This is a genomic window from Erwinia persicina (assembly GCF_019844095.1).
Taxonomy (GTDB): domain Bacteria; phylum Pseudomonadota; class Gammaproteobacteria; order Enterobacterales; family Enterobacteriaceae; genus Erwinia; species Erwinia persicina.
This window is the reverse complement of the sequence record NZ_CP082141.1, coordinates 930,913-954,405: the sequence shown is the minus strand read 5'-3', so window position 1 is coordinate 954,405 and position 23,493 is coordinate 930,913. Positions and strand designations below refer to the sequence as shown.

Genomic DNA, 23,493 nt, shown 5'->3' with positions numbered 1-23,493 from the left:
GCAACCTCCTGATTAGGCTTCGGGGATAATGAGCGCAAAGCATATCACTGGCACTGCGCAGGGCAAAAATTTCAACAAAAAAAAGGGGCACTGTGTTAACAGTGCCCCTGGTTCGTTTGCAGCGCTCCAGCTACCTTTATGCTCCCTGCTCATCCTTGAAAACTATTCCTGTGCTCTCCTGAGCTAAGCATCATCCTGATGCAAGTCCTTTGACATCCCTGCCAACCAAACCATCCTGTTCGGTTCACATTCTCCTTCCTGGAGGTGTCCCTTACCTCATCCTGAGGTGTCCTCGCTTCTTCCCGAAGCCTTTCCCTGATACATCATCCAGACGGGTCCGTCTCATTCCATGAGTGACATCATCATGATGTCTGTTCCAGTCCTGCGCATCCTTTGCGTTGGGTGCTATTCTGCCCGATCAGCATAAGCAAACAAGACACCCTGTCGTGCTTTTTAAGCGTCTTACACGCCAATATCAGCAACCGGTCTCATAACGTTATGATCTACAATATTTTTACAAAATGAACGAATGCGATATCTGCAATAATCGTAGCGATCTCTCACAGTGTTTGTGAGAGATATCGCACACAAGGAATGGCTTAAATCTGATCAACGCTCACTAAGAGGTTGTAAAAGAATAAGAAATTTCTTAAGAGAGGGGGTGATGACTTCACGTTTTGTCGTACCTAACTGCTCAATAATGACTTCGCCGCTGATGTTACACACCGACACCACTTCGAGTTCAGACTCTGTTGTGGCAATAAAGGTTGTGGGGGAGTGTTTAAGACGACGCTTCATCACCAGATGCCCGATCAGGTTTTCCTGCACACGGACAAAGTCGTCTTCACTCCACACCTGTACAAGAGACACACGCCGTCCGGCAAAAGTTCCCTTCATGTCACCAGAAAATTGCGTGGTATAGAAGCCCGCTATCGATGGTTGCAGTCTCAGATCGAGCGCCCGTTCAACCGCATCAAGATTTTTGGCCAGCGTAAAGGGCTGCGGCTGCCACCAGACCTCATCCTCGTGCGCAGCAACAATGCAGGGAGAAGGTATGCCGTGCAGTTCTGTACTGGCCGGGGCATGGCCATGATGTTGCTGCCAGAGTTCGCAGTAGCGATGACTAAAATCGCGTAATGCCTGGGAGGTTTCTTCGATCATTATTTTTTCACTCTTTGCTTGCTGAGTTACACTGACAGCCTGATGTACTTGTCACGCTCTTCGCGCACTGACAGTACCCGAACGTATCCACACATCTGCCACGGCGGGTGCATTAAGGTAACACAAGGTAACACCATGTCTTCATACGAGCATCATCAGGCACTGGAAGGCCTGAGCCTGGGGAAACCCACAGAATATCACGATCACTACCAGCCGGAACTGTTGCAGGCCGTGCCGCGCAGCCTTAACCGCGAGCCGCTGGGGTTGTATCCCGAAAATCTGCCGTTCAGCGGTGCAGATATCTGGACGCTGTATGAGCTCTCCTGGCTCAACAGCAAGGGACTGCCGCAGGTCGCGATAGGGGAAGTTACGCTGGATGCCGGCAGTGTGAATCTCATCGAGTCAAAAAGCTTCAAACTTTATCTGAACAGCTTTAATCAGAGTTCATTTGCCAACTGGGGAGAGGTCCGTCAGACACTGGAACGTGACCTCAGCGCCTGTGCCCAGGGCAAGGTGAGCGTGGCACTGTTCCGCCTGCAGGAAATCGAAGGGCAGCCTGTTGGCCGCTTTAGCGGCGAATGCATTGATGAACAGGACATTACCATCGATAACTACGCGTTCAGTGCTGACTATCTGCGTGACGCGACCTCCCACGAGCGGGTTGAAGAGCAGTTGGTCAGTCATTTGCTGAAATCGAACTGCCTGATCACCAACCAGCCGGATTGGGGATCCGTGCAGATCACCTACCGCGGTCCACGTATCCGCCGTGAAGCGCTGCTGCGATATCTGGTCTCTTTCCGCAATCATAATGAGTTTCACGAACAGTGTGTTGAACGTATTTTCAACGACATTCAGCATTACTGCCAGCCGGAAAGCCTGACGGTCTATGCGCGCTACACGCGGCGGGGTGGGCTGGATATCAACCCGTGGCGTACGAATGATACTTTTGTGGCAAGTCGCTCACGGCTGGTTCGTCAGTAATTCTGTCCTGCCGCACGTTAACCTGTTGTTAAATATCACTGGAAAACGCTACTCTGACAGCGGACAGCGATACGTCGCCCCCAACGCGCGGCGAACCTGCCCACCCGATCCGATGCCTGTAAGGGCAAATCTTCGCTTTCGGTCAGGTCGCGATATTGCTTAAGGATATCTTTTCTCTGCGACCGCGAGGCCGTGGAGTCACTGCACACCCGGCGGGTGTAAAGGAGTTCACTTGATTACACATGTCAGCCCACTCGGCTCAATGGATCTGCTCTCTCAGCTTGAAGTCGATATGCTGAAACGCACGGCCAGCAGCGACCTCTATCAGCTCTTTCGTAACTGCTCACTGGCTGTGCTCAACTCCGGCAGCCAGACCGACAGCAGCCATGAACTGCTCTCACGCTTTGAAAATTTTGACATTAACGTGCTGCGCCGCGAGCGGGGCGTGAAACTGGAACTGATTAATCCGCCAGAAGAAGCCTTTGTGGACGGACGGATTATTCGTGCGCTGCAGGCTAACCTGTTTGCCGTACTGCGCGACATTCTCTTCCTGAACGGGAAAATTGATAACGCCGGGCGTTTTCAGCAGTTTGAAACAGAAGACCCGGTGCATATCACTAACCTGGTGTTCTCTATCCTGCGAAATGCCCGCGCCCTGCATGTGGGTGAGGAGCCGAACACCGTGGTGTGCTGGGGAGGGCACTCCATTAATGCCATTGAATACCAGTACTGCCGGAGCGTGGGCTCCCAGCTGGGCCTGCGCGAACTGAACATCTGTACCGGCTGTGGGCCGGGGGTGATGGAAGCACCAATGAAAGGCGCGGCAGTGGGTCACGCCCAGCAGCGCTACCGGGACAGCCGCTTTATCGGCCTGACAGAGCCCTCGATCATTGCTGCCGAGCCGCCCAATCCGCTGGTCAATGAACTGATCATCATGCCGGACATTGAAAAACGTCTGGAAGCCTTTGTGCGCATCGCTCACGGCATCATTATCTTCCCGGGCGGTGTGGGCACGGCGGAAGAGCTGCTGTATCTGCTGGGTATTATGATGAACCCACACAATCACGACCAGGTACTGCCGCTGATCCTGACCGGCCCGAAAGAAAGCGCTGATTACTTCCGCGTGCTGGACGAGTTTATCGTCAACACGCTGGGCGATGAGGCGCGCAGGCACTACACCATCATTATTGATGATGCGGCAGAAGTGGCGCGGGTAATGAAAAAAGCCATGCCGAAGGTCAAAGAGTACCGTCGCGAAACCGGCGATGCCTACAGCTTTAACTGGGCACTGCGTATTGCCCCCGATCTGCAAATGCCGTTTATGCCGAGCCATGAGAATATGGCGAACCTTAATCTCTCACCTGACCAGCCGGCCGAACAGCTGGCAGCCGCTCTGCGGCGCGCATTCTCCGGCATCGTGGCGGGAAATGTAAAGGATGTTGGCATCCAGGCCATTAAAGAGAAAGGGCCCTATAAACTGCACGGCGATCCGGAAATCATGCGACGCATGGACGATCTGCTGCAAGGCTTCGTTGCCCAGCATCGTATGAAACTGCCGGGCAGCGCTTATATCCCCTGCTACGAAATCATTAAGTAAAAGAGCGGCCTGCGGGCCGCTCAGGGTTATCTGATGATACATCTGTTAATTATCGATGCGCTGAATCTGATTCGGCGCATTCACGCCGTCCAGGGCTCTCCCTGCCAGGATACCTGTCTGAATGCCCTGCAACAGCTGTTGCTGCACACCCGCCCCACCCACGCCGTGGCCGTCTTCGATGATGACGATCGCAGCGACAGCTGGCGTCACCGACTGTTGCCGGATTATAAAGCGGGCCGTTCCCCGATGCCGGATACGCTGCGTGATGAGATGCCGCTGTTACGCAAGGCGTTTGCCAGCATCGGCATCGCCAGCTGGCATTCTGAGGGCGATGAGGCTGACGACCTGGCGGCGACCCTGGCCAGCAAGGTGGCCGCCGCAGGCCATCAGGCAACGATTGTCTCTACCGATAAGGGCTACTGTCAGCTCCTGGCACCGACGATACAAATCCGCGATTACTTTCAGAAGCGCTGGCTGGATGTGCCTTTTATTGCCGCAGAGTTTGGCGTGTCCCCCGCGCAGCTGCCCGATTACTGGGGGCTGGCCGGCATCAGCAGCAGCAAGATCCCCGGCGTGGCAGGCATTGGCGGCAAAAGCGCCAGCCAGCTGCTGCAACAGTTCGGCACGCTGACAGCGCTCTATCAGCAGTTGGATCAGGTGCCGGAAAAATGGCGTAAAAAACTGGCAGAACACCAGCAGATGGCTGAGATTTGCCGTCAGGTGGCCACGCTGAAAACCGATTTAGTGCTGGAAGGGAACCTGAAGGATTTACGTCTGCCATAAATAGCAGGCAAAGCAGACATACTGTCCGGTCTGCGGGCCGATCGGATCCACGATCGGCCCGGCAACGCAGCGGATGTTAGCGCTCGTCGCGACGACCCGGTGCGGCACTCCAGATACGACGGATATGCACCGTCACTTCTTCACGGTCATGGTAAAGCTGGCGCGCCTGAATCTGGGCATTGATCCCATTCTCTTTCAGTTTTTCGTCGATCATCGCCAGATTCTGTGACACTTCTTCGTAGCGTTTTTTCATCGGCAGCTTGAGGTTGAAGATCGCCTCTCGGCACCAGCCATTGACCAGCCAGTCGGCCATAAGATTCGCCACGCGGATGGGTTTTTCCACCATATCGCAGACCACCCAGTAGTTATTGCTGCGTGTTGGCCGGTATTTGAAACCGTCTTCACGCTGGTGGAACACCTGTCCGGTATCCATCAGGCTGGGCGCCATGGGTCCGTTATCGACTGCATTCACCATCATGCTGCGCTGCACCAGCTGATAGGTCCAGCCGCCAGGGCACGCGCCGAGATCGACGGCCCACATGCCGCTGGCCAGACGTTCATCCCACTCATCGGCAGGGATAAAGACATGGAAAGCCTCTTCCAGCTTCAGGGTTGAACGGCTTGGTGCATCGGAAGGAAACTTAAGACGGGGGATGCCCATAAACAGCGCTGAGTTATTCTCCGGCAGCGAATAGCCCACATAGCAACAGCCGGACGCAATAAAGAACACGTGAACCACCGGGCGCTTATTGCTTTCATAGTTAAGGAGGATCCCCTGTTTCCGCAGGCTGGCACGCAGCGGTACGGTAAACTTGCGGCAGAACTTGAGCAGCTCTTTGCTGGCATTGGTATCTGGTACCTCAACGCGCAAATCGCCGCCCTTCTCCACCACACCGGTCAGCATGCCCGCCACCGGCGAGATGCGATCTTCCGTTGGCAGGTCGCGCAACAGTTCGCCGACCACGATCATCTGACGGGAAAAGATCAGCTCACTGAAGGGCAGCGTATTAAGCAGCTTTTCTGCTTCGCCCTGCTGGTAGCACTCGAAAAGCACGTAAGCCGAGTCGTCTTTAACCCGGGCAAAGCCATACACTTCACGCTCAGCGGCCTTGGCCGTAATTTCGGCGGCACACTCTTTTTCAAAACCCTGACGGCAATACAGTAAAATCTTATTCATGGCGATCTGCCCTTTTTTTCAGACGCAGTGCGCCAACCAACATCAAAACCCAACCCAGCAGGAAGCAGGTGCCACCAATCGGAGTGATATACACCCACAGCTTCAGGTGCGACAACGCCAGACAATAAAGACTGCCGCTGAACAATACGGTACCAAGAGCCAGAAACGCGCTACTCCAGTAAAACCAGATATTGGCCCGACGCAGCATCGCTGTCGCCAGACCCAGTATCGCCAGGGTATGAAACCCCTGATATTCCAGCCCGGTTTTCATCCAGGCCATTTCTGCGCTTCCGAGCGACTTACTTAACACGTGGGCACCAAACGCCCCCAGCATCACGTAGAAAAATCCACTGATGGCGGCAAAAATTAGCATTGCACGACTGGACATGACCTCATCCTCTTTCGGGGCAGGGAGGCGTGCCTCCTGCTGCCCGTTCTTCTTCCCTGCCGCGTATCGGCGGGGGCCGTTCAATCAGTGATCGTAGCGAAAGCGAAATTTTTCTTGTTCGCTGGCCGCTTTTGCCAGGATCCACTGGCGGAAGGCCGCTATTTTACCCAGTTCTGCCTGACTGTCATGACAAACCAGATAAAAAGCATTTTTACTGACTAACACGTCATTAAAAGGACACACCAGCCTGCCGGCTTCGATTTCACTCTCTGCCATCACATTATTGGCCAGCGCCACCCCCTGACCGTGGATCGCCGCCTGCAGGACCATCGCACTGTGGCTGAAAATCGGTCCCTGTTGCACATTGATACTGTTAAGGCCCAACTGACGGGTATACGCCTGCCAGTCACGGCGTGAGGCATCATGCAGCAGCGTATGCCCTGCCAGCGCAGCGGGTGAGGTCAGAGGGCGTTCCCCGGTTAACAGCAGCGGTGAGCAGACGGGCAGCAGATACTCCGCATAAAGTTTCTCTACGCGCAGACCTGGCCAGTTGCCTCGCCCGTAGAAGATGGCCACATCGACATCATCGGCCAGTTTCTCTTCATCACGATCCACCGCCTGGATACGCACATCGATTCCCGGATAAGCTGAGTTAAAGCTGGTCAGCCGGGGAACCAGCCATTGAATAGCAAAACTGGGCAGCAAACTGACCGTCAGCGCCCCTTTCGCACTGCGGGCCTGCAGCTTGCGCGTGGCGTCATTCAGCGCGGTGAAAATCTCTTTAATATCGAGATAATAACTTTGCCCTTCTTCGGTCAGCAGCAGAGACCGGTTACGGCGGCGGAACAGCTTCAGGCCCAGAAAGTCCTCCAGTGACTTAATCTGGTGGCTGACGGCGGCCTGGGTAACGAACAGTTCTTCTGCAGCTTTGGTAAAGCTGAGATGACGCGCTGCAGCATCAAAAACACGCAGCGCATTTAAAGGTGGTAAACGTTTCGACATGGTAGAGGGGTACTTTTCATCACAGCAAGATGTTGCTCTGTTACACAGAGTTACGTATTAGTTTTTTTTATCCGAGGCATTATAAATTGTCCGTTGAGGAACTACCAGCAAATACCTATAGTTGCGGCACTTCCTGAGCCGGAACGAAAAGCGCATTAAAATTTGGTGTTAACTCGCGGAATTTTGAGGGGCTTTTGGCTTGTGTCGTGATGTTGTGTTTGCATTTGACCTGACGATTTTCAGGTCTGGTAGCCTGGCTACCTTTTATTCCTGTAGATTTACCCTGTCTGTCCATATTGATTTTTAATAGCACCGCCAAGCGCGGTGCTTTTTTTTATCTGGAATTTACTGTCCCGCTTCGACCATCTCTTTGACATCTGAGCGGTTGATCTGCTGTTTTGTCCCGTTGGCATCTTTGTAGCTGATCATCCCGGTTTCATCGTCTACCATAGGCTTGCCGTCGGCAACGATCGTCCGTCCATCATTGGTGTGCATAACGTAATTGCTTGAACAGGCCGCCAGCGTGAACGTCATGGCACAGGCAGCGATTACAGCAGCTAACTTTTTCATTTTTATTTCTCCATTTTGAGACAGGAAATACCCGAAGCACTGTCGGAATCGTGGCCAAAAACACATTAAAAAAGCCTACTGAACAGTGCGTATCATTGCGGGCAAACAGGTAAAGCAGTCATAATTCAGCATAACGCGCTTTTTCAGCTTTGCCAGAAATCCTCAGTCATTTCAGTTTGGTCCTAAAAAGCACGCCCCATTCCACAGGAACGCGCAAAAAGTATGACATCATTTAATCCATCGCTGTTTCGTAAGCAGTTTCCCGCCCTGAACGAGGGATCCTGCTATCTTGACAGTGCAGCGACCGCGCTGAAACCACAGAGCGTCATCGACGCGACGGAACAGTTTTATCGTCTGAGCGCCGGTACGGTTCACCGCAGCCAGTATGCCGCTGCACAGCACCTGACCGACCGTTTTGAACACGCGCGCGCACAGGTTGCGGAACTGCTAAATGCCGCAGACCGTCACAGCATCGTCTGGACGAAAGGCACCACCGAGGCCATTAACCTCGTGGCGCAAAGCTGGCTGCGTCCGCGCCTGCGGCCAGGGGATGAGATTGTGGTCAGCGAAGCAGAACACCATGCTAACCTCGTGCCGTGGCTGATGGTGGCAGAGCAGACGGGGGCCCGCGTCGTGAAGTGGCCCATTGGGCAGGATCGCCTGCCGGATCTGCACCTGCTCCCGGATCTGCTCAATGCCCGAACCCGCCTGGTGGCCATCGGACAGATGTCCAACGTCACCGGCGGCTGTCCTGATCTGAAACAGATCATCGATCTGGCCCATGGCTGCGGGGCAAAAGTGATGGTAGATGGCGCGCAGGGCGTGGTTCATTGTCCCCCGGACGTACAGGCGCTGAATATTGATTTTTACGCTTTTTCTGGCCATAAACTGTATGGACCAATGGGGATCGGTGTCCTGTATGGCCAGGCTGAACGGCTGGCAGAAATGGCGCCTTGGCAGGGCGGCGGCAAAATGATCAGCCGCGTGGACTTCGATGGATTTACTCCCCAGGCCGTCCCCTGGTGCTTCGAGGCCGGTACGCCGAACGTGGCCGGTGTGATTGGCCTGAGCGCCGCGCTGGAGTGGTTAAGCCATGTGGATGTCACCGCCGCCGAGCGCTGGAGCTGTGAGCTGGCCTCCCAGGCGGAAGCCCGTCTGTCACTGCTGCCAGGTTTCCGCAGCTACCGTGCCAGCCACTCCAGCCTGCTGGCATTTGATATTGCCGGCGTCCATCACAGCGATGTGGTGATGCTGCTGGCTGGCAGCGGTATTGCCGTTCGCGCGGGTCAGCACTGCGCCCAGCCGCTGCTGGCCGCATTGGGCGTCAGCGGTACGCTACGCGCCTCATTCGCGCCTTATAACACCCCGGAAGACGTGGACGCGCTGGTCGCGGCCATGACCACCGCCCTGACCTTACTGGCTGATTAATCATGACTTTATCCCCTGTCGCGCCGCACCCTTTTGGCATCACGATAACCCCCGACGCTCTGCGGGCGCAATTTTCCCACTTCAGGCAGTGGGAAGATCGCTACCGCCAGCTTATCCTGCTGGGCAAACAACTGCCCCCGCTGCCCGAGGCAATGAAAAGCGCCGCTATTGAATTAAGCGGCTGTGAAAACCGTGTCTGGCTGGGCCATCAGCTGATGGAAGACGGCCGGCTGCATTTCTTTGGTGACAGCGAAGGACGTATTGTTCGCGGGCTGCTGGCAGTACTGTTAACGGCGGTAGAGGGCAAAACCGCCGCCCGGCTGCGGCAGGAAGATCCGCTGGCGCTGTTTGCCGCACTGGGTTTAATGGAACAGCTTAGCGCCTCACGCAGCGCAGGCTTACAGGCGATGGCGGCAGCGGTCATGCGGGCTGCCACCGGTTAAGAGAGGGGGTCACTTACCACTGCAGACGGGTTAATTCGGGCGGCCGGTGCAAAAAGGTCTGATCATGACGAAGTTCTCCCCTATGTGGGGTTACCCTCACGGGTCGCTTTCGCCATCATTTTCTTCAGCACGTGTGAAACCGCGACAAAACCAAACGTGGCGGTCACCATGGTGGCCGCGCCAAATCCGGCCGCACAGTCCATCCGCTTTGGCCCTTCTGCGGTACTGCGTGATGCACAGACCGAACCGTCGGGCTGCGGGTACATCAGCGCCTCGGTAGAAAAGACGCAGTCAATTCCCAGTTTGCCTTTGCTGTTTTTCACGATATTAAAATCGCCTTTCAGCCGCTCACGCAATTTCGCCGCCAGCGGATCCTGAATGGTTTTCGCCAGGTCTGCCACCTGGATCTGCGTCGGATCAATCTGACCGCCCGCACCGCCCGTGGTGACCAACGGGACTTTATTACGGCGGCACCAGGCCAGCAGCGCGGCTTTTGGCCGTACGCTGTCAATTGCATCAATGACATAGCTGAAATCTTTACCAATCAGCGCGGCAGTATTATCTGGCGTAATAAAATCATCCACGCAGATCACCCGACATTCGGGATTGATAGCCAGCAGACGTTCGGCCATGACCTCGGTTTTCGCCCGGCCCACATTTTCTTTCAGTGCGTGAACCTGGCGATTGGTGTTAGTGACGCAGACGTCATCCATATCGATCAGCGTAATCGCCCCGATGCCGGTTCGCACCAGCGCTTCCGCCGCCCATGAGCCCACGCCGCCAATGCCCACCACGCAGACGTGTGAATCAGCAAAAAGCTGGAGCGCTGACTGACCATACAGGCGCGCCGTTCCGCCAAAGCGTTGCCGCCAGGCGTCTGAAAGAACCATCATTCATTATTCCTCGAAACGCGTCCCAACGAACGGCGGGCCGGTACCCGGCCCACCGCGATTTACTGGCTGACCAGCAGACCACGCTGAGAAGCGTTATTCTGTGCAGACGAGAAGAGTGGCGTTCCGGCGCCGGGCGCATTTTTCAGCACCCAGACACGGCCATAATGGTTGAACCAGCCCGCCATATGCCCGGCATCCGGGCCAATTCCCTGGTAAATATCGAAGTGCTGACCTTTAATGGCACCGCCAACGTCCAGCGATACCATCATGCGCATTTCGTATTTTCCGGTAAATTTACCGTTGTTGTCCAGCAGTGGAATTTCTGCCAGCAGAGCGGTTCCCGGAGGGATCAACGATCGGTCAGACGCCACGGACGCTTTCGCGACCAGAGGCACCGCGCTGGCACCGCGCACCGGGGCAAAATTCTCAGGCTTAAAGAACACAAAGGAAGGGTTCTGTTCCAGCAGTTCACGTACCTCAGCCGGGCTGTGCTCTTCCCCCCACTGGCGGATAGCCTGCATTGACATGTCTTCCCGTTTCACTTCACCACGATCGATCAGAACCTTACCGATGCTGCGATAGGCATGGCCATTTTTACCACCATAGCCAAAGAACATCAGCGGGCGGCCGTCGCCATAGTCAACATAACCGCTGCCCTGCACATCCATAATAAAGTTATCCATCAGCGAATTGCTGTAAGCCGCCACGTAGCGGTCATCCAGCGCACCGCTGTAAATATCCGCACGGCTGGGCAGTTTCCTGCCCTTTGCACGCGGTGGCATACGATATAAAGGATACTGGAATTCGCCCTGACGGGTATAGCGCGCCTGAATCACCGGCGTGTAGTAACCGGTAAACTGGACGTTGCCGTAATTATCGGTTCCTTCCATCTGGTATGCGTCCAGACCAAACTGGCGAAGCTGGCGGGTATCGCCACCGGCCATCAGCCAGCTCTCTATCGCGCTGTAAGTCCCCGCCTGTCGGGAATACATTGCCGACGAGGCAAAACGAATCTGAGAAACCTGGTCGGCAAAGTCCTTACCGTTGACCGGGCGTCCTTTCGCATTGGGTTGATTGACCAGCGCCAGCGGCTGATCGAGTTTCCCGTCCTTATACTGCTGCCCACGATCGGTGGGTTTTGATGAACACCCTGCCAGCAGCGCCAGCAGCGTGCCGGTCACCAGATATTTTGCCCAACCTGCTTTCATGCCATCTCTACCTTTATACGGGAACCCTGCGCGAAGATAGCAAAGGCATCGTCAGAATAAAATGCGCCAGTGGTAAAGAGCACCGGCACTTGTGCAACATTTCAACATTCTGGCTAAGAAATGTATAACAGGCACGATTTTAGCGACTTATCTGCAAAAAGGGGTTGCAAGAAAACCCATCAGGCGTATAGTGCGCATCCACGGACGCGGGATGGAGCAGCCTGGTAGCTCGTCGGGCTCATAACCCGAAGGTCGTCGGTTCAAATCCGGCTCCCGCAACCAATTAACTGAAGTCTTTATGATTGAGTTAAGCAGCAGTAAAAGAACGTTGTCGTGATGGAAGCGACAAACCACGCGGACGCGGGATGGAGCAGCCTGGTAGCTCGTCGGGCTCATAACCCGAAGGTCGTCGGTTCAAATCCGGCTCCCGCAACCAATTTCCGCCGTGGATGGGAACGAAAAGTAGTAAAAGCGTCAATCGGACGCGGGATGGAGCAGCCTGGTAGCTCGTCGGGCTCATAACCCGAAGGTCGTCGGTTCAAATCCGGCTCCCGCAACCAATCAAGCACCCTTAAGGGTGTTTTTTTGTATCTGTCGTTTACCCCCCTCTCTTCTGAATTGCAGCGGAATCCCTTCCGCCGAATGACTATTTATGCGGGGCCAGTGGTGCGCCGCTGGCAAAGTAGGCTTTAATCCCGGCCAGAATCGAATCTGCCACCTGATGCTGAAAACGCGTGGTGCGCAATTTACGCTCTTCTTCAATGTTACTGATAAAGGCGGTTTCCACCAGAATCGACGGAATATCCGGTGCTTTCAGTACCGCGAAGCCCGCCTGGTCCACAGTGCGTTTATGCAGATGATTAATTTTTCCCATCCGTGAGAGCACCTCTTTACCGAACTTAAGGCTGTCATTGATCGTCAGGCTTTGCACCATATCGAACATGGTGTGGTCGAGGTAACGGTCACCGCTCATGCTCACTCCACCAATCAAATCCGACTCATTTTGCGTCTTCGCCAGAAAACGGGCGGCGGTACTGGTGGCCCCTTTCGTTGACAGCGCAAATACCGACGAGCCGCGCGCCGCGCGGCTGGTAAACGCATCCGCGTGAATAGAGACGAACAGGTCGGCCCGCTGTTTTCGCGCTTTAGCAACCCGTACCTTCAATGGAATAAAGACATCTTCATTACGCGTCATATAGGCGCGCATATTCGGCTGCTTGTCGATCAGCGCCTTCAGACGGCGGCCAATTTTCAGCACCACATCCTTCTCGCGGGTCTTATGTTTCCCCACCGCACCGGAGTCTTCGCCTCCGTGGCCGGGGTCGATCATAATGACGATGGGCCGGTCCCTTCCGGCCTTACCCGGTAGCGCTGCATCGGCGGGCTGGCTGCGCTCCAGCTCCCCCTGATTGTAATCTTCCAGCAATGCCAGCAGGGGATCATCCGTGTACTTCTGCGACATGGCCGGATAGAGATCCAGCACCAGACGGTTGTTAATTCCGGCCACCGGGGCCAGCGTAAAGATGCGAGGGGCGACATTCTGCTTCAGCTCCAGCACCAGCCGGACGGTATTGGGGGTAAACTGGCCGACGCGGGCATTTTTAATATAAGGGTCGTCCGATCGCACCAGGTTTCCCACGCGGTTCAGTACCGCGTTCAGCCGGATATTTTCGATATCCACCACGACGCGCTCGGGGTTACTGAGGGCAAACTGCTTATACTTCAGTGCGGTATTTGACTCAATAGTCAGACGTGAGTAAGTCGAGGAAGGCCAGAGACGGATAGCCAGGACGTGACTGCTGGCGGCGAAGCCGATACGGCTGAAGCTGAGTAAGCAGGCTGCCCCTGCTCCCTGTATTAACCGCCGCCGGTTAAGAGAAGTTGAATCGGTCATGCCGCTCCTGATGCTGTGATGTGCCTAATAAAAAGCCAATACGAAAAATTTTGCAAAAACTTTAACGAATCCACCCGGCAGTGTCACCCGAAAAAAGCGAATAAATGCAGGGCATTAGCCATGAGGAAAAGCGGTAATGGGTGATAAGTAAGGATAAATGATACTTGCACCCGACCCGATAAAAGAATAAAAATACACTTTTACCGAATAATAATTCAAAGAGGGTTTGCCGTGAAGGAACGTAGTACCGAGCTGGTTCAGGGATTTCGCCATACCGTTCCCTATATCAACGCCCACCGTGGTAAAACGTTTGTCATTATGCTGGGTGGGGAAGCCATCGAGCATGAGAACTTCTCAAGTATCGTTAACGATATCGGTCTGCTCCACAGCCTGGGCATCCGCCTGGTCGTGGTGTACGGCGCACGGCCACAGATTGACGCCAGCCTCGCAGAGCGCAATCTGGCCCCCCTCTATCATAAACATACCCGCGTCACGGATGCCCCCTCCCTGGAGCTGGTAAAGCAGGCAGCCGGTCGTTTGCAGCTCGATATCACTGCCCGCCTGTCGATGAGCCTCAACAATACGCCGCTGCAGGGCGCGCATATTAATGTGGTGAGCGGTAACTTTATTATTGCGCAGCCGCTGGGTGTGGATGACGGCGTGGACTACTGCCACAGCGGTCGCATCCGTCGTATTGATGAAGAAGCGATCCACCGTCAGCTGGACAGCGGCGCCATTGTGCTGATGGGGCCGGTTGCCGTGTCTGTCACCGGGGAGAGTTTCAACCTGACCTCGGAAGAGGTGGCGACACAACTGGCCATTAAGCTGAAAGCCGAAAAAATGATTGGCTTCTGCTCGGAGCAGGGCGTGATTAACAGCGAAGGTGACATTGTGTCTGAGCTGTTTCCTAACGAAGCGCAGCAGCGCATCGAAGAGCTGGAAACCAGCGATGATTACCATTCCGGCACGGTGCGCTTCCTGCGCGGTGCCGTTAAAGCCTGCCGCAGCGGCGTCCGCCGCAGTCATCTGATCAGCTATCAGGAAGACGGTGCGCTGTTACAGGAGCTGTTCTCCCGCGACGGTATCGGTACGCAGATTGTGATGGAGAGCGCCGAACAGATCCGTCGTGCCACGATTAATGATATCGGGGGCATTCTGGAGTTGATTCGTCCGCTGGAGCAGCAGGGCATCCTGGTGCGTCGCTCGCGCGAACAGCTGGAAATGGAGATCGATAAGTTTACGATTGTTGAACGTGACAACCTGACTATCGGCTGTGCGGCGCTTTATCCCTTCCCGGAAGAGCAGATCGGTGAAATGGCCTGTGTGGCGGTCCACCCGGATTATCGCAGTTCGGCGCGCGGCGAAGCGCTGCTGGAGCGCGTGGCGCTTCAGGCCCGGCAGATGGGGCTGAAAAAACTGTTTGTGCTAACCACACGCAGCATTCACTGGTTCCAGGAGCGCGGCTTTGTACCGGTGGATATTGAACTGCTGCCGGAAAGCAAAAAGCAGATGTATAACTACCAGCGCCGCTCAAAAGTGCTGATGGTCGACCTGCGTGAAGCCAGCGCCCATTCCCGGCAAAGCTAACCACGCAAAGTGCGATGAGCTTCCCGGGGCGACCGTCTGTTCTGGTCGCCCCGGCCGGATCCACACGCCGTCCCTATACCTTCGTTAAACGATCGACCAGCCCGCTGCGCCGCTGCGTGCGCATCTTCACCGCACTGTTGAATACGGTTTTATCCGCATACAGCGTCAGCTGGCGTTTAGCGCGGGTAATGGCGGTATAAACCAGCTCCCGCGTTAACACCGGCATCATCTGATTCGGCAGCACCATCAGCGTATGTTCAAACTCCGAGCCCTGAGACTTATGAACTGTCATTGCCCACGCACTGTCATGCGGCGGCAGCCGGCTGGGCTGTACCGCTTTGATCGTGCCGTCCGGCAGCGGGAAGTACACTTTCAACTGCTGCTCGCTGTCCGGCATTGCAATCCCGATATCGCCGTTAAACAGGCCAAGCGCCCTATCGTTACGGGCTATCATCACGGGACGTCCGGCGAACCATTTTCCGTTTACCGCCACGTTTCGGCGGATCAATCCCACCTGCCGCAGCGACTGCTCAATGCGTTCATTCAACCCGGCGACGCCAAACGGGCCCTCACGCAGGGCGCACAACAACTGGAAACGGCCAAACTCAGCCAGAACCTCCGCCGCAGCGGCTCCAGACGCCAGCAGTTTGAGATACCCGCGATAGCCCGCCACACAGTCATTCAGCAACAGCTGATAATCTTCTGTACTGCTTAACGCATGATGTCGGATATCACTGAATGTCCCCTGAAACACCTGGTCAACCCGTTTCACCTCCCCGGCATTAACTGCCAGCGCCAGCTGCCCGATGCCAGATGACTCGGTGAAACGATAGCTTTTACGCAGCAGGCAAATCGTATCGCGAACGGCTGAAGCTCCGGGGTCTTCACGTCCCGCCACCTCGCACCCGGTCAGCCTTGTCAGTTGCGCAGCACGCTCCGGACTGTAGCCCAGTTCGGCGCAGCGGCAGATATCCCCCAGCACGGCTCCGGCTTCTACCGAGGCCAGCTGATCGCGGTCACCGAGAAAAATCACCCGCGCCTGCGGTGGCAGGGCCGCAATCAGGTTGGCCAGCATCGGCAGATCGACCATGGAGGCCTCATCCACCACCAGCACATCAAGATGCAGCGGATTCCCCCGGTGATAGCGCATCCGTTGGCTGCCCGGCAGCGCGCCGAGCAGGCGGTGCAGCGTGGTCGCTTCGCCGGGGAAACGACGCTGGATCGCTTCATCGAGCTGCAGTTCCTGCAGGGTTTTACCCAGCGACTCTGTCAGCCTGGCCGCCGCTTTTCCGGTGGGTGCCGCCAGTTCGATGCGTGGCGTACTGGCTGACAGTTCAATCAGGCTGGCAAGGAGTTTGGCCACCGTCGTCGTTTTCCCGGTACCCGGCCCGCCGGAAATCACCGACACCTGGCAGGTTAACGCCACGGCGGCGGCAATCTTCTGCCAGTCATCAGGCTGCCGGCCAAAATAGCGATCCAGCGTCTGGCGCATCTGCCCTTCATCCAGTGCCACGGCTGGCTGCTGGCGCTGCACAAACTGCGCCACCTCACCTTCGCTCTGCCACATCCGGTGCAGATAGAGGCGGTGCTGATACAGCACCAGCGGTGTGGCTGACTGCCCGTCACTGACCGCATGTTGCGCCCGCAGACAGGCTGACCAGTCCTCGGGGGAGCCTGCGGCCTGCCATAAGGCCTGCGCCAGCTCCGGGTGACGCCCGGCAAAAAAGGCCTCCGGGTGAAGCTGTTCGAGTGGCAGACAGACGTGCCCTTCTCCCGCATCACGACTGACCAGCGCGGCAGCCAGCATCAGCGCAGGCTGCTGTTCGCTCGCCACCATCTGCGCAAACTGGACGTCAAGCGGACGCAGCAGTCGCAGACGCTGTGCCTGCTGTAACCCTTCCATTAGCGTCATGCAGGCTCCGCGTCGTTTGCAAACAGCCGATCAAGGGCGGCGACAAACGCTGTCTGCGGCCGTGTGCTGTAAATCCCGTTGCTCCCCTCCGCGCCGTCCAGGCCACGCAGGAACAGATAAATGACGCCGCCAAAATGACGGTCGTAGTCGTAGTCCGCCAGGCGATGGCGCAGATAGCGATGCAATGCCAGCGTATAAAGCTGATACTGAAGGTCGTAACGATGCGACCGCATTGCCTGCGCCATCGCCTCCTGGGTATAGGCGTGACTGTCTTCCCCCAGCCAGTTCGATTTGTAGTCCAGCAGGTAATATTTCCCCTGCCAGCAGAACACCAGATCGATAAAGCCTTTCAGCATGCCCTGCACCTGATAAAAATCGAGGGGGGGGCACTCAGCAGAGAGCGGATCCTGGCGCACGACGTTATCCAGCGCGTCTGCGGTGAGCAGACGTGAAATCGGCAGATAAAACTGTAGCTCAACCCGTCTGACGTCCGGTGTCAGCTGCTGCAGACAGACACCGCTCTCGTTCAATGGCGTTGTCAGAATACGCTCAATCCAGTCACGCATGACGGGAAGCCAGGCCTCGTCAAGCCCCTGGCCACTCAGCTGTTGTGCAAGCCAGTCGTCGTCCAGCGGAGCGGTGAATTCCAGTGTTTCAAACAGACCGTGCAGGAACGTGCCCGGTGCCGCACCGCGAGGAAAACTGTGCGGTGTCAGCTGTGGCAGCAGCTCATCAGTGGCTTCACCCACCGCATCCACATCCAGGCGCGGCAGCAGGTCCAGCGCCGGGGAATGGCCATGCTGTTGCAGGCCGGAATAACTGGTCACGCGCCAGTCGTCGCGCAGTGAACGCCGCATCGGCTGGCTGCTCAGTACCTGCGGATCTTCCCGCTCCGGCTGCCAGGGCGTATCGTCTGGCTCCAGCGGGTGCATAATCGCCGTCGCGGCGCTTTGCAGCGTCAGCAGGGCGGCCCTCAGACCCACTGCATCCGCCGGTTCACCCTGCTGAATCAGATAGCCCAGTGCGCTACGGTGCAGGTCGCTGTTACCTTCTTTTTTACGGGTGCCTTTGATCAACGGCGCGATGCCGACGCTGCAGTGGAAAACAGATCGGGTCAGCGCGACGTAAAGCAGACGCAGGTCTTCAGCCAGTCTCTCCTCCCCGGCCAGCGCCACGCTCTCTTCACCCTGTTGCAGGTCAAGCAGCGCTTCAAACGTCTGGCGGTCGTGATAGACGCCATTTTCCGCCTCACGGAAATTGGCGACAAACGGCAGCCACACCAGCGGATACTGTAAGCCTTTTGATTTGTGAATGGTGACAATCTGCACCAGGTGACGGTCGCTCTCAAGGCGCAGCTGCTGATTGCTGACCTGGCCATCCGGTTGTTCCACCATTTGAGCCAGCCAGCGCACCAGCGCATGTTCACTGTCCAGGGTCGCCGCTGCCTCCTGCAACAGTTCGCCCAGATGAAGCAGGTCCGTCAGGCGACGTTCACCGCTGTCGGAGGCCAGCAGGTTTTCGGCAATATGCCGTTTCACCATCAGATCGCGCAGCATCGGCAGCACGCCACGCTTCAGCCAGCGCTGACGGTATTCAGCAAACTCATCCACCAGCGCATCCCAGGCACGCTCATCCTGATTCAGCGCATCCAGTTCCCGCGCATCCAGACCCAGCAGACTGCTGGCCAGCGCGCTGCGCAGCGTGCGCTCCTGTTCAGGCGCCAGCACCGCCTGCAGCAGCCACAGCATCTCCCGGGCTTCCGGGGTGGTGAAGACGCTGTCGCGGTTAGAGAGGTACACCGACGGGATCGCCAGCCCCTTCAGCGCCTCCCGCATCACCGACGCCTCGCTGCGGCTGCGTACCAGGATAGTAATATCTGAGGCACGTACCGGCTGCTGTTTTCCCGCTTTGCCGATCAGCGCGGTACCCTGCTGGCCCGCCGTAAGCCAGCGGCGGATCTCCGCCGCACACTGGCGCGCCATAAACTGTTGGTAATCACTTACCCCCACACCCTCGCCCGGCTGTAACCAGAATTGCAGCGCCGGCTGCTCTTCGCCGCCGATGCTAAAACTCAGGCTGGCGTTGGGTTCTGCCGGACTCACGGTGATAAAGGGGATATCGCTGAAGAGAAAGGGGTTACGCTGGTGTAAAAACAGCTGATTAACGCTCTCAACCATCGCCGGTGATGATCGCCAGTTGGTCTCCAGCGTATAGTGAGCGCTAACTTCTGCGCGTGCTTTCATGTAGGTGAAGATATCCGCTCCACGGAAAGCATAGATAGCCTGTTTCGGATCCCCGATCAGCAGCAGTGCGCTGTCCGGCTGTCCGGCATACAGCGTATGAAATATGCGATATTGCTGCGGATCGGTGTCCTGGAACTCATCGATGAGCGCCACCGGATAGCGTTGACGGATAGCCATCGCCAGCGCCGCGCCGCCAGGCTGCTGTAACGCCGCATCAAAACGCCCGAGCAGATCGTCAAAGCCGAGCTGGGCATGCAAACGTTTCTCCTGCTGAGTCACAAAGCGCACTTCGTGCAGCGCGCGGGCAATCACCAGGTCGCGCAGCGAAAGCGGTTGAGCCAGGAACGCATCAATCTGCTCAAACAGCGCATGACGGGGCGGCTCGCCCTTTTTTGTTTTCTCTGACAGCACGCGCTGACCGAAGCGTTCAAGGTCTTTAATCACCTCATAGTCTTCCGTCACTGTCTGCGCCCACTGGGTGATTTTCTCCAGCCAGTTTGGTAAGTGCTTACTACTGTAACTTCGCTTGTCTACGCCAGAGGATTCCACCAGCGACAGCAGATCGCCCGCTGCCAGCCACGCCTGTTTCAGCGCATCGATTTGCGCAATAATTTTCTCATGACGCTGCGCCAGCGTTTCATCAGGCGCCGGTGCAGATTTTAATACCGGTGCTTCACCACCCAGCCACGGCGACAGCGTTTTCAACAGCTGTTCCGGCCCGTCCCAGAGCTGGCGAACCACCCGGGCGACAGGGAGCGGGAGCGGATAACAGTGCCTGCGCCAGAAATCCGCCGTGGCCCGGCGGCGCAGCGGCGTTTCGTCCTCAATTAAAACCTGTTCAAACAGCATGCCTGATTCAAAGGCATTGAGGTTGAGCATACGCTGGCAGAAGCCGTGAATGGTAAAGATCCCGGCCTCATCCATCTGCCGTTCCGCTGCCAGCAGCATCGATGCCGCCCGGGATAAGTCAGTTATTTCGGCCATCAGGGCTGCCAGCATCGGATTCTGACTCTCCCCCCGCACACAGGCAATGCGCAGTTCGTGAATATTGGCGCGGATACGCCCGCGCAGCTCCGCCGTGGCGGCTTCGGTAAAGGTGACGACCAGTATCTCTTCCACCGACAACGGACGACTGAAGGCGGCCTCGCCGCCCAGCCCCAGCAACAGGCGCAAATACAGCAGCCCGATGGTAAAGGTTTTCCCGGTGCCGGCCGAGGCCTCAATCAGCCGTTCGCCATGCAGCGGCAGGATTAACGGATCGAGCCGCTCAGGTACCCGTTGATTCATGGCTTATCCTGGCTCACCGGCAATGACTGCTGCAGTGTAGAGAGGTCTTTCCACGTGGTGAAACCTTTCTCTGCGGCATAGTCAGCCTTGCCGTGATGGCTGCCCGATACCTGCGACAGCAGCGCCAGTCCCGTCGGTGCCATCACTGCCTGATGGAAGAAATCAGCGATAGCCTGCGGCGTCAGCGCCTGAACCTGGGCTATCACCTTCTCACGGGTATCGAAACGGTAGTTTTCGCGGTCAAAATCTTTGGTGTAGCGCCCGGCTTCTTCATCCAGCGTCTGTGGACGCTGCCTGAGCTCATTGATCATCGCGGCCTGATACTGGGCGAAATCGACTTTGCTCATCTCGCGCAGACGCTTTTCAGCCGTCGGATAAAACGCTTTAAAGCGGCTTAACAGGTAGGCAGGCTGCTTAACGTTGCTTTGCAGCAGGAAGCCAATCCCCCACTGGCGGCCGACCGGCATCTGGAAGGAGAACACCGCATAGCCGAGCTGCTCTTCGGTTCGCAGCTGATTGTAGAACCACGGCTGGACGATCTGGCTTAGCATGGCACTGCTGGCCATGCTCTGATATTCAGAGAAGCCCAGGGGGACATACACCGCGGCCAGCGCTGAGTCGGTGCTGCTTCCCGGCTGTTGCAGGTTAGCCAGCACTTTTTTATCCACTGTAACGTGCTGGCTGTGCCACCAGTCGCTGCCCTCACAATTAAGCTGATGTTTTACCTCATTCGCCAGCTGGCGTACCGCCTCAGGAGTCATATTACCGACCACCATCAGTTCAGGCGTGGCGTTTTCCAGCAGCATTTTACGGTAGTCGAGCAGCTGCTGCAGCGTTATGCCTGGCAGGAGCTTGCGCCGTTCGCTGCGTTGGGTATAGGGCAGCTGTGACAGTAACTGTGCAGGCTGGATCGCCAGCTCAAACGCTTTGCCCTTCTCGGCGGCGTCAAGACGCTCAAGGTACCAGGACTTCGCCTGTTCCAGCTGTTGTTCAGTGGGGGTAAAGCTGGCATAACCGGCCAGCAGCTGGCCCATCAGTTTCGGCAGGCGCTGGGTAAAGCCACTGGCGCTGAATGAAACACCATCATCTTCACCGGTGGAGAAACTGATGCCGCCCACCGAAGCCTGTGAGCTCAGTTCATCCAGCGCCACTCCCGCCAGGTAGTCATTCAGTGCAAACAATACCTGGTTCTGCGCGGTACTCATTGATGCTTTATTACGCAGTGCCAGCGTGATGTTCGCTTTCGGTTCATCGGCATAATACTGGCTGGGCATGTAAAACACGCGCAGCCCTTTCTCATTCACCAGTTCCTGCGGACGTGAATACGGCTTCTCCGGTTTAATCAGGCTGAAATCATCCGGTATGTAGGGGTTAAGCTCCGGCAGTGACAGGGACATTTTATCGCTGGCTTTCTGCCAGTCGCTGAAGCGCTGCGCGGAAATATGATCCACCTGATAGGGCGCATCGACAAAGTAGGCGGTTTTATTATGCGGCTCTTTCGGGCTGATGAACCAGATACGGGCATTCTGCGGGGTCATCTCGTCAAGCCGCGCGTTGACCGCCTCGGGATCAAAGCGATCGGCGATATACGGGGCGACCAGGGTATCAGTCACCGGTACTCGCAGCATGGTATCCACCAGCCACTCGATATAGTCCATGTCACGGGTGATCGACGGATAGCGGAAATCGAGATCCAGCACGTGCGACACTTCATCGAAGTAACGTTTATCAATGCCCTGGGTACGCAGGGTTTTCAGATAACTGAAGACCGCCGCAATGACCTCATCACGGTTAGCCTGACCTTTATCAGTCAGGGAAATCGCGATGGCGAAAACGCCACCGTTGCGGTCTATCATCGGGTCAGCACCGGCATTCACTGAATCGGCCAGCCCCTGATTTTGTAGCCAGTCGGACAGCGTATTTTTGCTGCGATTGCCTATCAGATAACCGATCAGCGTGTCCGTTTTGCTGCGGAACTTATCGCTGTTGTTATCAATGCGGAATTCGATTTTTAGCTGCTTGCGCGGCTGAGCAGGGACGTAGTGAATAATGATGCCTTTCTGCTGCGCAGTCACCACCGGCACGGTGATATCGGGCACCGTCGCCTGGCGGTTTTCCACACGACCAAACGTTGCGGCAGCAATTTTTTCCAGTTCAGGCATCGGCTGATTACCGTAGATCACCGCCTTCATTAAATTGGCAGAGTAATAGCGATGATAAAAGGCTTTCAGCGCATCGTGCAGTTTGCTGCCCGGCTTATCGCTCAGTGTTTCCAGGTTACCGCCGGCAAAACGCGAACTGGGGTGCAGCGGGTTAAGCGTCTCGGCATTCACCTGCGACATGCGCAGACCGTCACGCGAACGGGCCATCGTCAGCTCGGCGTTGACCGCATGGCGTTCCCGGTCAGCGTTAACCGGGTCAAGCAGCGGTTCAGCAATGGCATCGGCCAGGCGATCGACAGCCGGCTGCAGCGCATCGTTTTCCACCTCAAGATAGAAAGCCGTGCGGTAAGATGCGGTGCTGGCATTATGGCTGCCGCCGTGTTTTTTCAGGAATTCGGCAAGATTGTCCGGCTGGGGATAGCGCTTTGATCCCATCAGCACCATATGCTCAAGATAGTGCGCCAGGCCAGGCTGTTCGGTGGGATTTTCCAGGGAGCCGACGGGGAGCGTCAGCGCCGCCAGTGATTTCGTCGCCTGCGCATCGGAAACCAGCAGCACAACCATGCCGTTATCTAATGTGATGGCCTGGTACTGGCGAGGATCCTTCTCACTTTTACGGATAGTGTCGGTAATTGGCTGCCAACCTTGCTGCGCCTGAACCAGTGGGGCAAACAGCGTGACAGAAACAAAACAAGCTAACCAGACTGCATAACGACGCATTCAAACTCCTCAACGGACTATTATTCACCGGCTCCCTGCCGGTTAAATATCGGCTTA

The 23,493-nt window shown here is 56.4% G+C and carries 17 protein-coding genes and 3 tRNA genes; 9 read left to right on the top strand and 11 right to left on the bottom strand.

The genetic code is table 11. The annotated features are described in order from the left end of the window. Positions 1 to 609: 609 nt before the first annotated feature. Positions 610 to 1,161, bottom strand: coding sequence for a SecY-interacting protein (gene syd, locus K6L24_RS04325; protein WP_062744229.1), 552 nt, complete (start codon positions 1,159 to 1,161; stop codon positions 610 to 612). A gap of 135 nt (positions 1,162 to 1,296) precedes the next feature. On the opposite strand from syd, the gene queF reads away from it, so the two are divergent. From queF to xni, 3 genes are all read left to right on the top strand, one after another. Then, complete coding sequence (gene queF, locus K6L24_RS04320) at positions 1,297 to 2,142, top strand: NADPH-dependent 7-cyano-7-deazaguanine reductase QueF (RefSeq protein ID WP_222681979.1); 846 nt, start codon at positions 1,297 to 1,299, stop codon at positions 2,140 to 2,142. Between the two features lie 232 nt (positions 2,143 to 2,374). Then, complete coding sequence (gene ppnN, locus K6L24_RS04315) at positions 2,375 to 3,739, top strand: nucleotide 5'-monophosphate nucleosidase PpnN (protein ID WP_062744231.1); 1,365 nt, start codon at positions 2,375 to 2,377, stop codon at positions 3,737 to 3,739. Positions 3,740 to 3,772: 33 nt separating this feature from the next. Further along, positions 3,773 to 4,522 carry a flap endonuclease Xni gene (gene xni, locus K6L24_RS04310; RefSeq protein ID WP_062744232.1) on the top strand — a complete coding sequence of 250 codons (750 nt, stop codon included), beginning with the start codon at positions 3,773 to 3,775 and terminating at the stop codon, positions 4,520 to 4,522. Positions 4,523 to 4,598: 76 nt separating this feature from the next. Here the strand turns inward: xni and rlmM are convergent, their stop codons facing one another. The 4 genes from rlmM to K6L24_RS04290 all read right to left on the bottom strand — a co-directional run bounded on the left by rlmM (position 4,599) and on the right by K6L24_RS04290 (position 7,659). After that, complete coding sequence (gene rlmM, locus K6L24_RS04305; RefSeq protein WP_062744233.1) at positions 4,599 to 5,699, bottom strand: 23S rRNA (cytidine(2498)-2'-O)-methyltransferase RlmM; 1,101 nt, start codon at positions 5,697 to 5,699, stop codon at positions 4,599 to 4,601. Next, positions 5,692 to 6,087, bottom strand: a complete 396-nt coding sequence (locus K6L24_RS04300) for a DUF423 domain-containing protein (protein ID WP_222681978.1) — start codon at positions 6,085 to 6,087, stop codon at positions 5,692 to 5,694. Before K6L24_RS04300 ends, rlmM begins: the two co-directional genes overlap by 8 nt. A gap of 84 nt (positions 6,088 to 6,171) precedes the next feature. Beyond that, positions 6,172 to 7,089, bottom strand: a complete 918-nt coding sequence (locus tag K6L24_RS04295) for a transcriptional regulator GcvA (RefSeq protein WP_062744235.1) — start codon at positions 7,087 to 7,089, stop codon at positions 6,172 to 6,174. A 345-nt stretch (positions 7,090 to 7,434) separates the two neighbouring features. Then, positions 7,435 to 7,659 carry a YgdI/YgdR family lipoprotein gene (locus K6L24_RS04290; protein ID WP_062744236.1) on the bottom strand — a complete coding sequence of 75 codons (225 nt, stop codon included), beginning with the start codon at positions 7,657 to 7,659 and terminating at the stop codon, positions 7,435 to 7,437. 222 nt (positions 7,660 to 7,881) lie between these two features. On the opposite strand from K6L24_RS04290, the gene csdA reads away from it, so the two are divergent. Both csdA and csdE read left to right on the top strand, forming a co-directional pair. After that, positions 7,882 to 9,087 (top strand): cysteine desulfurase CsdA, encoded by a 1,206-nt coding sequence (csdA, locus tag K6L24_RS04285; protein ID WP_222681977.1) that lies wholly within the window; start codon positions 7,882 to 7,884, stop codon positions 9,085 to 9,087. 2 nt (positions 9,088 to 9,089) lie between these two features. After that, complete coding sequence (csdE, locus tag K6L24_RS04280) at positions 9,090 to 9,530, top strand: cysteine desulfurase sulfur acceptor subunit CsdE (protein WP_222681976.1); 441 nt, start codon at positions 9,090 to 9,092, stop codon at positions 9,528 to 9,530. An 80-nt stretch (positions 9,531 to 9,610) separates the two neighbouring features. On the opposite strand, the gene tcdA is transcribed toward csdE, so the two are convergent. Both tcdA and mltA read right to left on the bottom strand, forming a co-directional pair. Beyond that, complete coding sequence (tcdA, locus tag K6L24_RS04275) at positions 9,611 to 10,420, bottom strand: tRNA cyclic N6-threonylcarbamoyladenosine(37) synthase TcdA (RefSeq protein WP_191927687.1); 810 nt, start codon at positions 10,418 to 10,420, stop codon at positions 9,611 to 9,613. 62 nt (positions 10,421 to 10,482) lie between these two features. Then, positions 10,483 to 11,631 carry a murein transglycosylase A gene (mltA, locus tag K6L24_RS04270; protein WP_222681975.1) on the bottom strand — a complete coding sequence of 383 codons (1,149 nt, stop codon included), beginning with the start codon at positions 11,629 to 11,631 and terminating at the stop codon, positions 10,483 to 10,485. Positions 11,632 to 11,836: 205 nt separating this feature from the next. Here mltA and K6L24_RS04265 point away from each other — a divergent pair. The 3 genes from K6L24_RS04265 (at position 11,837) to K6L24_RS04255 (ending at position 12,191) form a co-directional block, all read left to right on the top strand. Further along, positions 11,837 to 11,913 (top strand) — tRNA-Met (locus K6L24_RS04265). 77 nt (positions 11,914 to 11,990) lie between these two features. Next, a tRNA-Met gene (locus K6L24_RS04260) sits at positions 11,991 to 12,067 on the top strand. A gap of 47 nt (positions 12,068 to 12,114) precedes the next feature. Further along, positions 12,115 to 12,191, top strand: a tRNA-Met gene (locus tag K6L24_RS04255). 86 nt (positions 12,192 to 12,277) lie between these two features. On the opposite strand, the gene amiC is transcribed toward K6L24_RS04255, so the two are convergent. Continuing rightward, positions 12,278 to 13,525 carry an N-acetylmuramoyl-L-alanine amidase AmiC gene (amiC, locus tag K6L24_RS04250; RefSeq protein WP_062744241.1) on the bottom strand — a complete coding sequence of 416 codons (1,248 nt, stop codon included), beginning with the start codon at positions 13,523 to 13,525 and terminating at the stop codon, positions 12,278 to 12,280. Positions 13,526 to 13,756: 231 nt separating this feature from the next. Here amiC and argA point away from each other — a divergent pair, with 231 nt between their 5' ends. Then, positions 13,757 to 15,112, top strand: a complete 1,356-nt coding sequence (argA, locus tag K6L24_RS04245; RefSeq protein WP_137269015.1) for an amino-acid N-acetyltransferase — start codon at positions 13,757 to 13,759, stop codon at positions 15,110 to 15,112. 73 nt (positions 15,113 to 15,185) lie between these two features. On the opposite strand, the gene recD is transcribed toward argA, so the two are convergent. The 3 genes from recD to ptrA are packed head-to-tail and all read right to left on the bottom strand — an operon-like array spanning position 15,186 to position 23,436. Further along, entirely contained in the window at positions 15,186 to 17,024 is a 1,839-nt protein-coding gene (gene recD, locus K6L24_RS04240; protein WP_222681974.1) for an exodeoxyribonuclease V subunit alpha, read from the bottom strand. Beyond that, positions 17,021 to 20,554, bottom strand: a complete 3,534-nt coding sequence (gene recB, locus K6L24_RS04235; protein ID WP_187509517.1) for an exodeoxyribonuclease V subunit beta — start codon at positions 20,552 to 20,554, stop codon at positions 17,021 to 17,023. Before recB ends, recD begins: the two co-directional genes overlap by 4 nt. After that, a complete protein-coding gene (ptrA, locus tag K6L24_RS04230) occupies positions 20,551 to 23,436 on the bottom strand; it encodes a pitrilysin (protein WP_187509516.1) in 2,886 nt (961 codons plus the stop codon). The genes recB and ptrA overlap by 4 nt, the downstream gene beginning before the upstream one ends. Positions 23,437 to 23,493: the final 57 nt, after the last annotated feature.

Coding starts and splice junctions, on each gene's coding strand:
- syd (WP_062744229.1), bottom strand. CDS start 1,161: ATGATCGAAGAAACCTCCCAGGCATTACGCGATTTTAGTCATCGCTAC.
- queF (WP_222681979.1), top strand. CDS start 1,297: ATGTCTTCATACGAGCATCATCAGGCACTGGAAGGCCTGAGCCTGGGG.
- xni (WP_062744232.1), top strand. CDS start 3,773: ATGATACATCTGTTAATTATCGATGCGCTGAATCTGATTCGGCGCATT.
- rlmM (WP_062744233.1), bottom strand. CDS start 5,699: ATGAATAAGATTTTACTGTATTGCCGTCAGGGTTTTGAAAAAGAGTGT.
- K6L24_RS04300 (WP_222681978.1), bottom strand. CDS start 6,087: ATGTCCAGTCGTGCAATGCTAATTTTTGCCGCCATCAGTGGATTTTTC.
- K6L24_RS04295 (WP_062744235.1), bottom strand. CDS start 7,089: ATGTCGAAACGTTTACCACCTTTAAATGCGCTGCGTGTTTTTGATGCT.
- K6L24_RS04290 (WP_062744236.1), bottom strand. CDS start 7,659: ATGAAAAAGTTAGCTGCTGTAATCGCTGCCTGTGCCATGACGTTCACG.
- csdA (WP_222681977.1), top strand. CDS start 7,882: ATGACATCATTTAATCCATCGCTGTTTCGTAAGCAGTTTCCCGCCCTG.
- csdE (WP_222681976.1), top strand. CDS start 9,090: ATGACTTTATCCCCTGTCGCGCCGCACCCTTTTGGCATCACGATAACC.
- tcdA (WP_191927687.1), bottom strand. CDS start 10,420: ATGGTTCTTTCAGACGCCTGGCGGCAACGCTTTGGCGGAACGGCGCGC.
- mltA (WP_222681975.1), bottom strand. CDS start 11,631: ATGAAAGCAGGTTGGGCAAAATATCTGGTGACCGGCACGCTGCTGGCG.
- amiC (WP_062744241.1), bottom strand. CDS start 13,525: ATGACCGATTCAACTTCTCTTAACCGGCGGCGGTTAATACAGGGAGCA.
- recD (WP_222681974.1), bottom strand. CDS start 17,024: ATGACGCTAATGGAAGGGTTACAGCAGGCACAGCGTCTGCGACTGCTG.
- recB (WP_187509517.1), bottom strand. CDS start 20,554: ATGAATCAACGGGTACCTGAGCGGCTCGATCCGTTAATCCTGCCGCTG.
- ptrA (WP_187509516.1), bottom strand. CDS start 23,436: ATGCGTCGTTATGCAGTCTGGTTAGCTTGTTTTGTTTCTGTCACGCTG.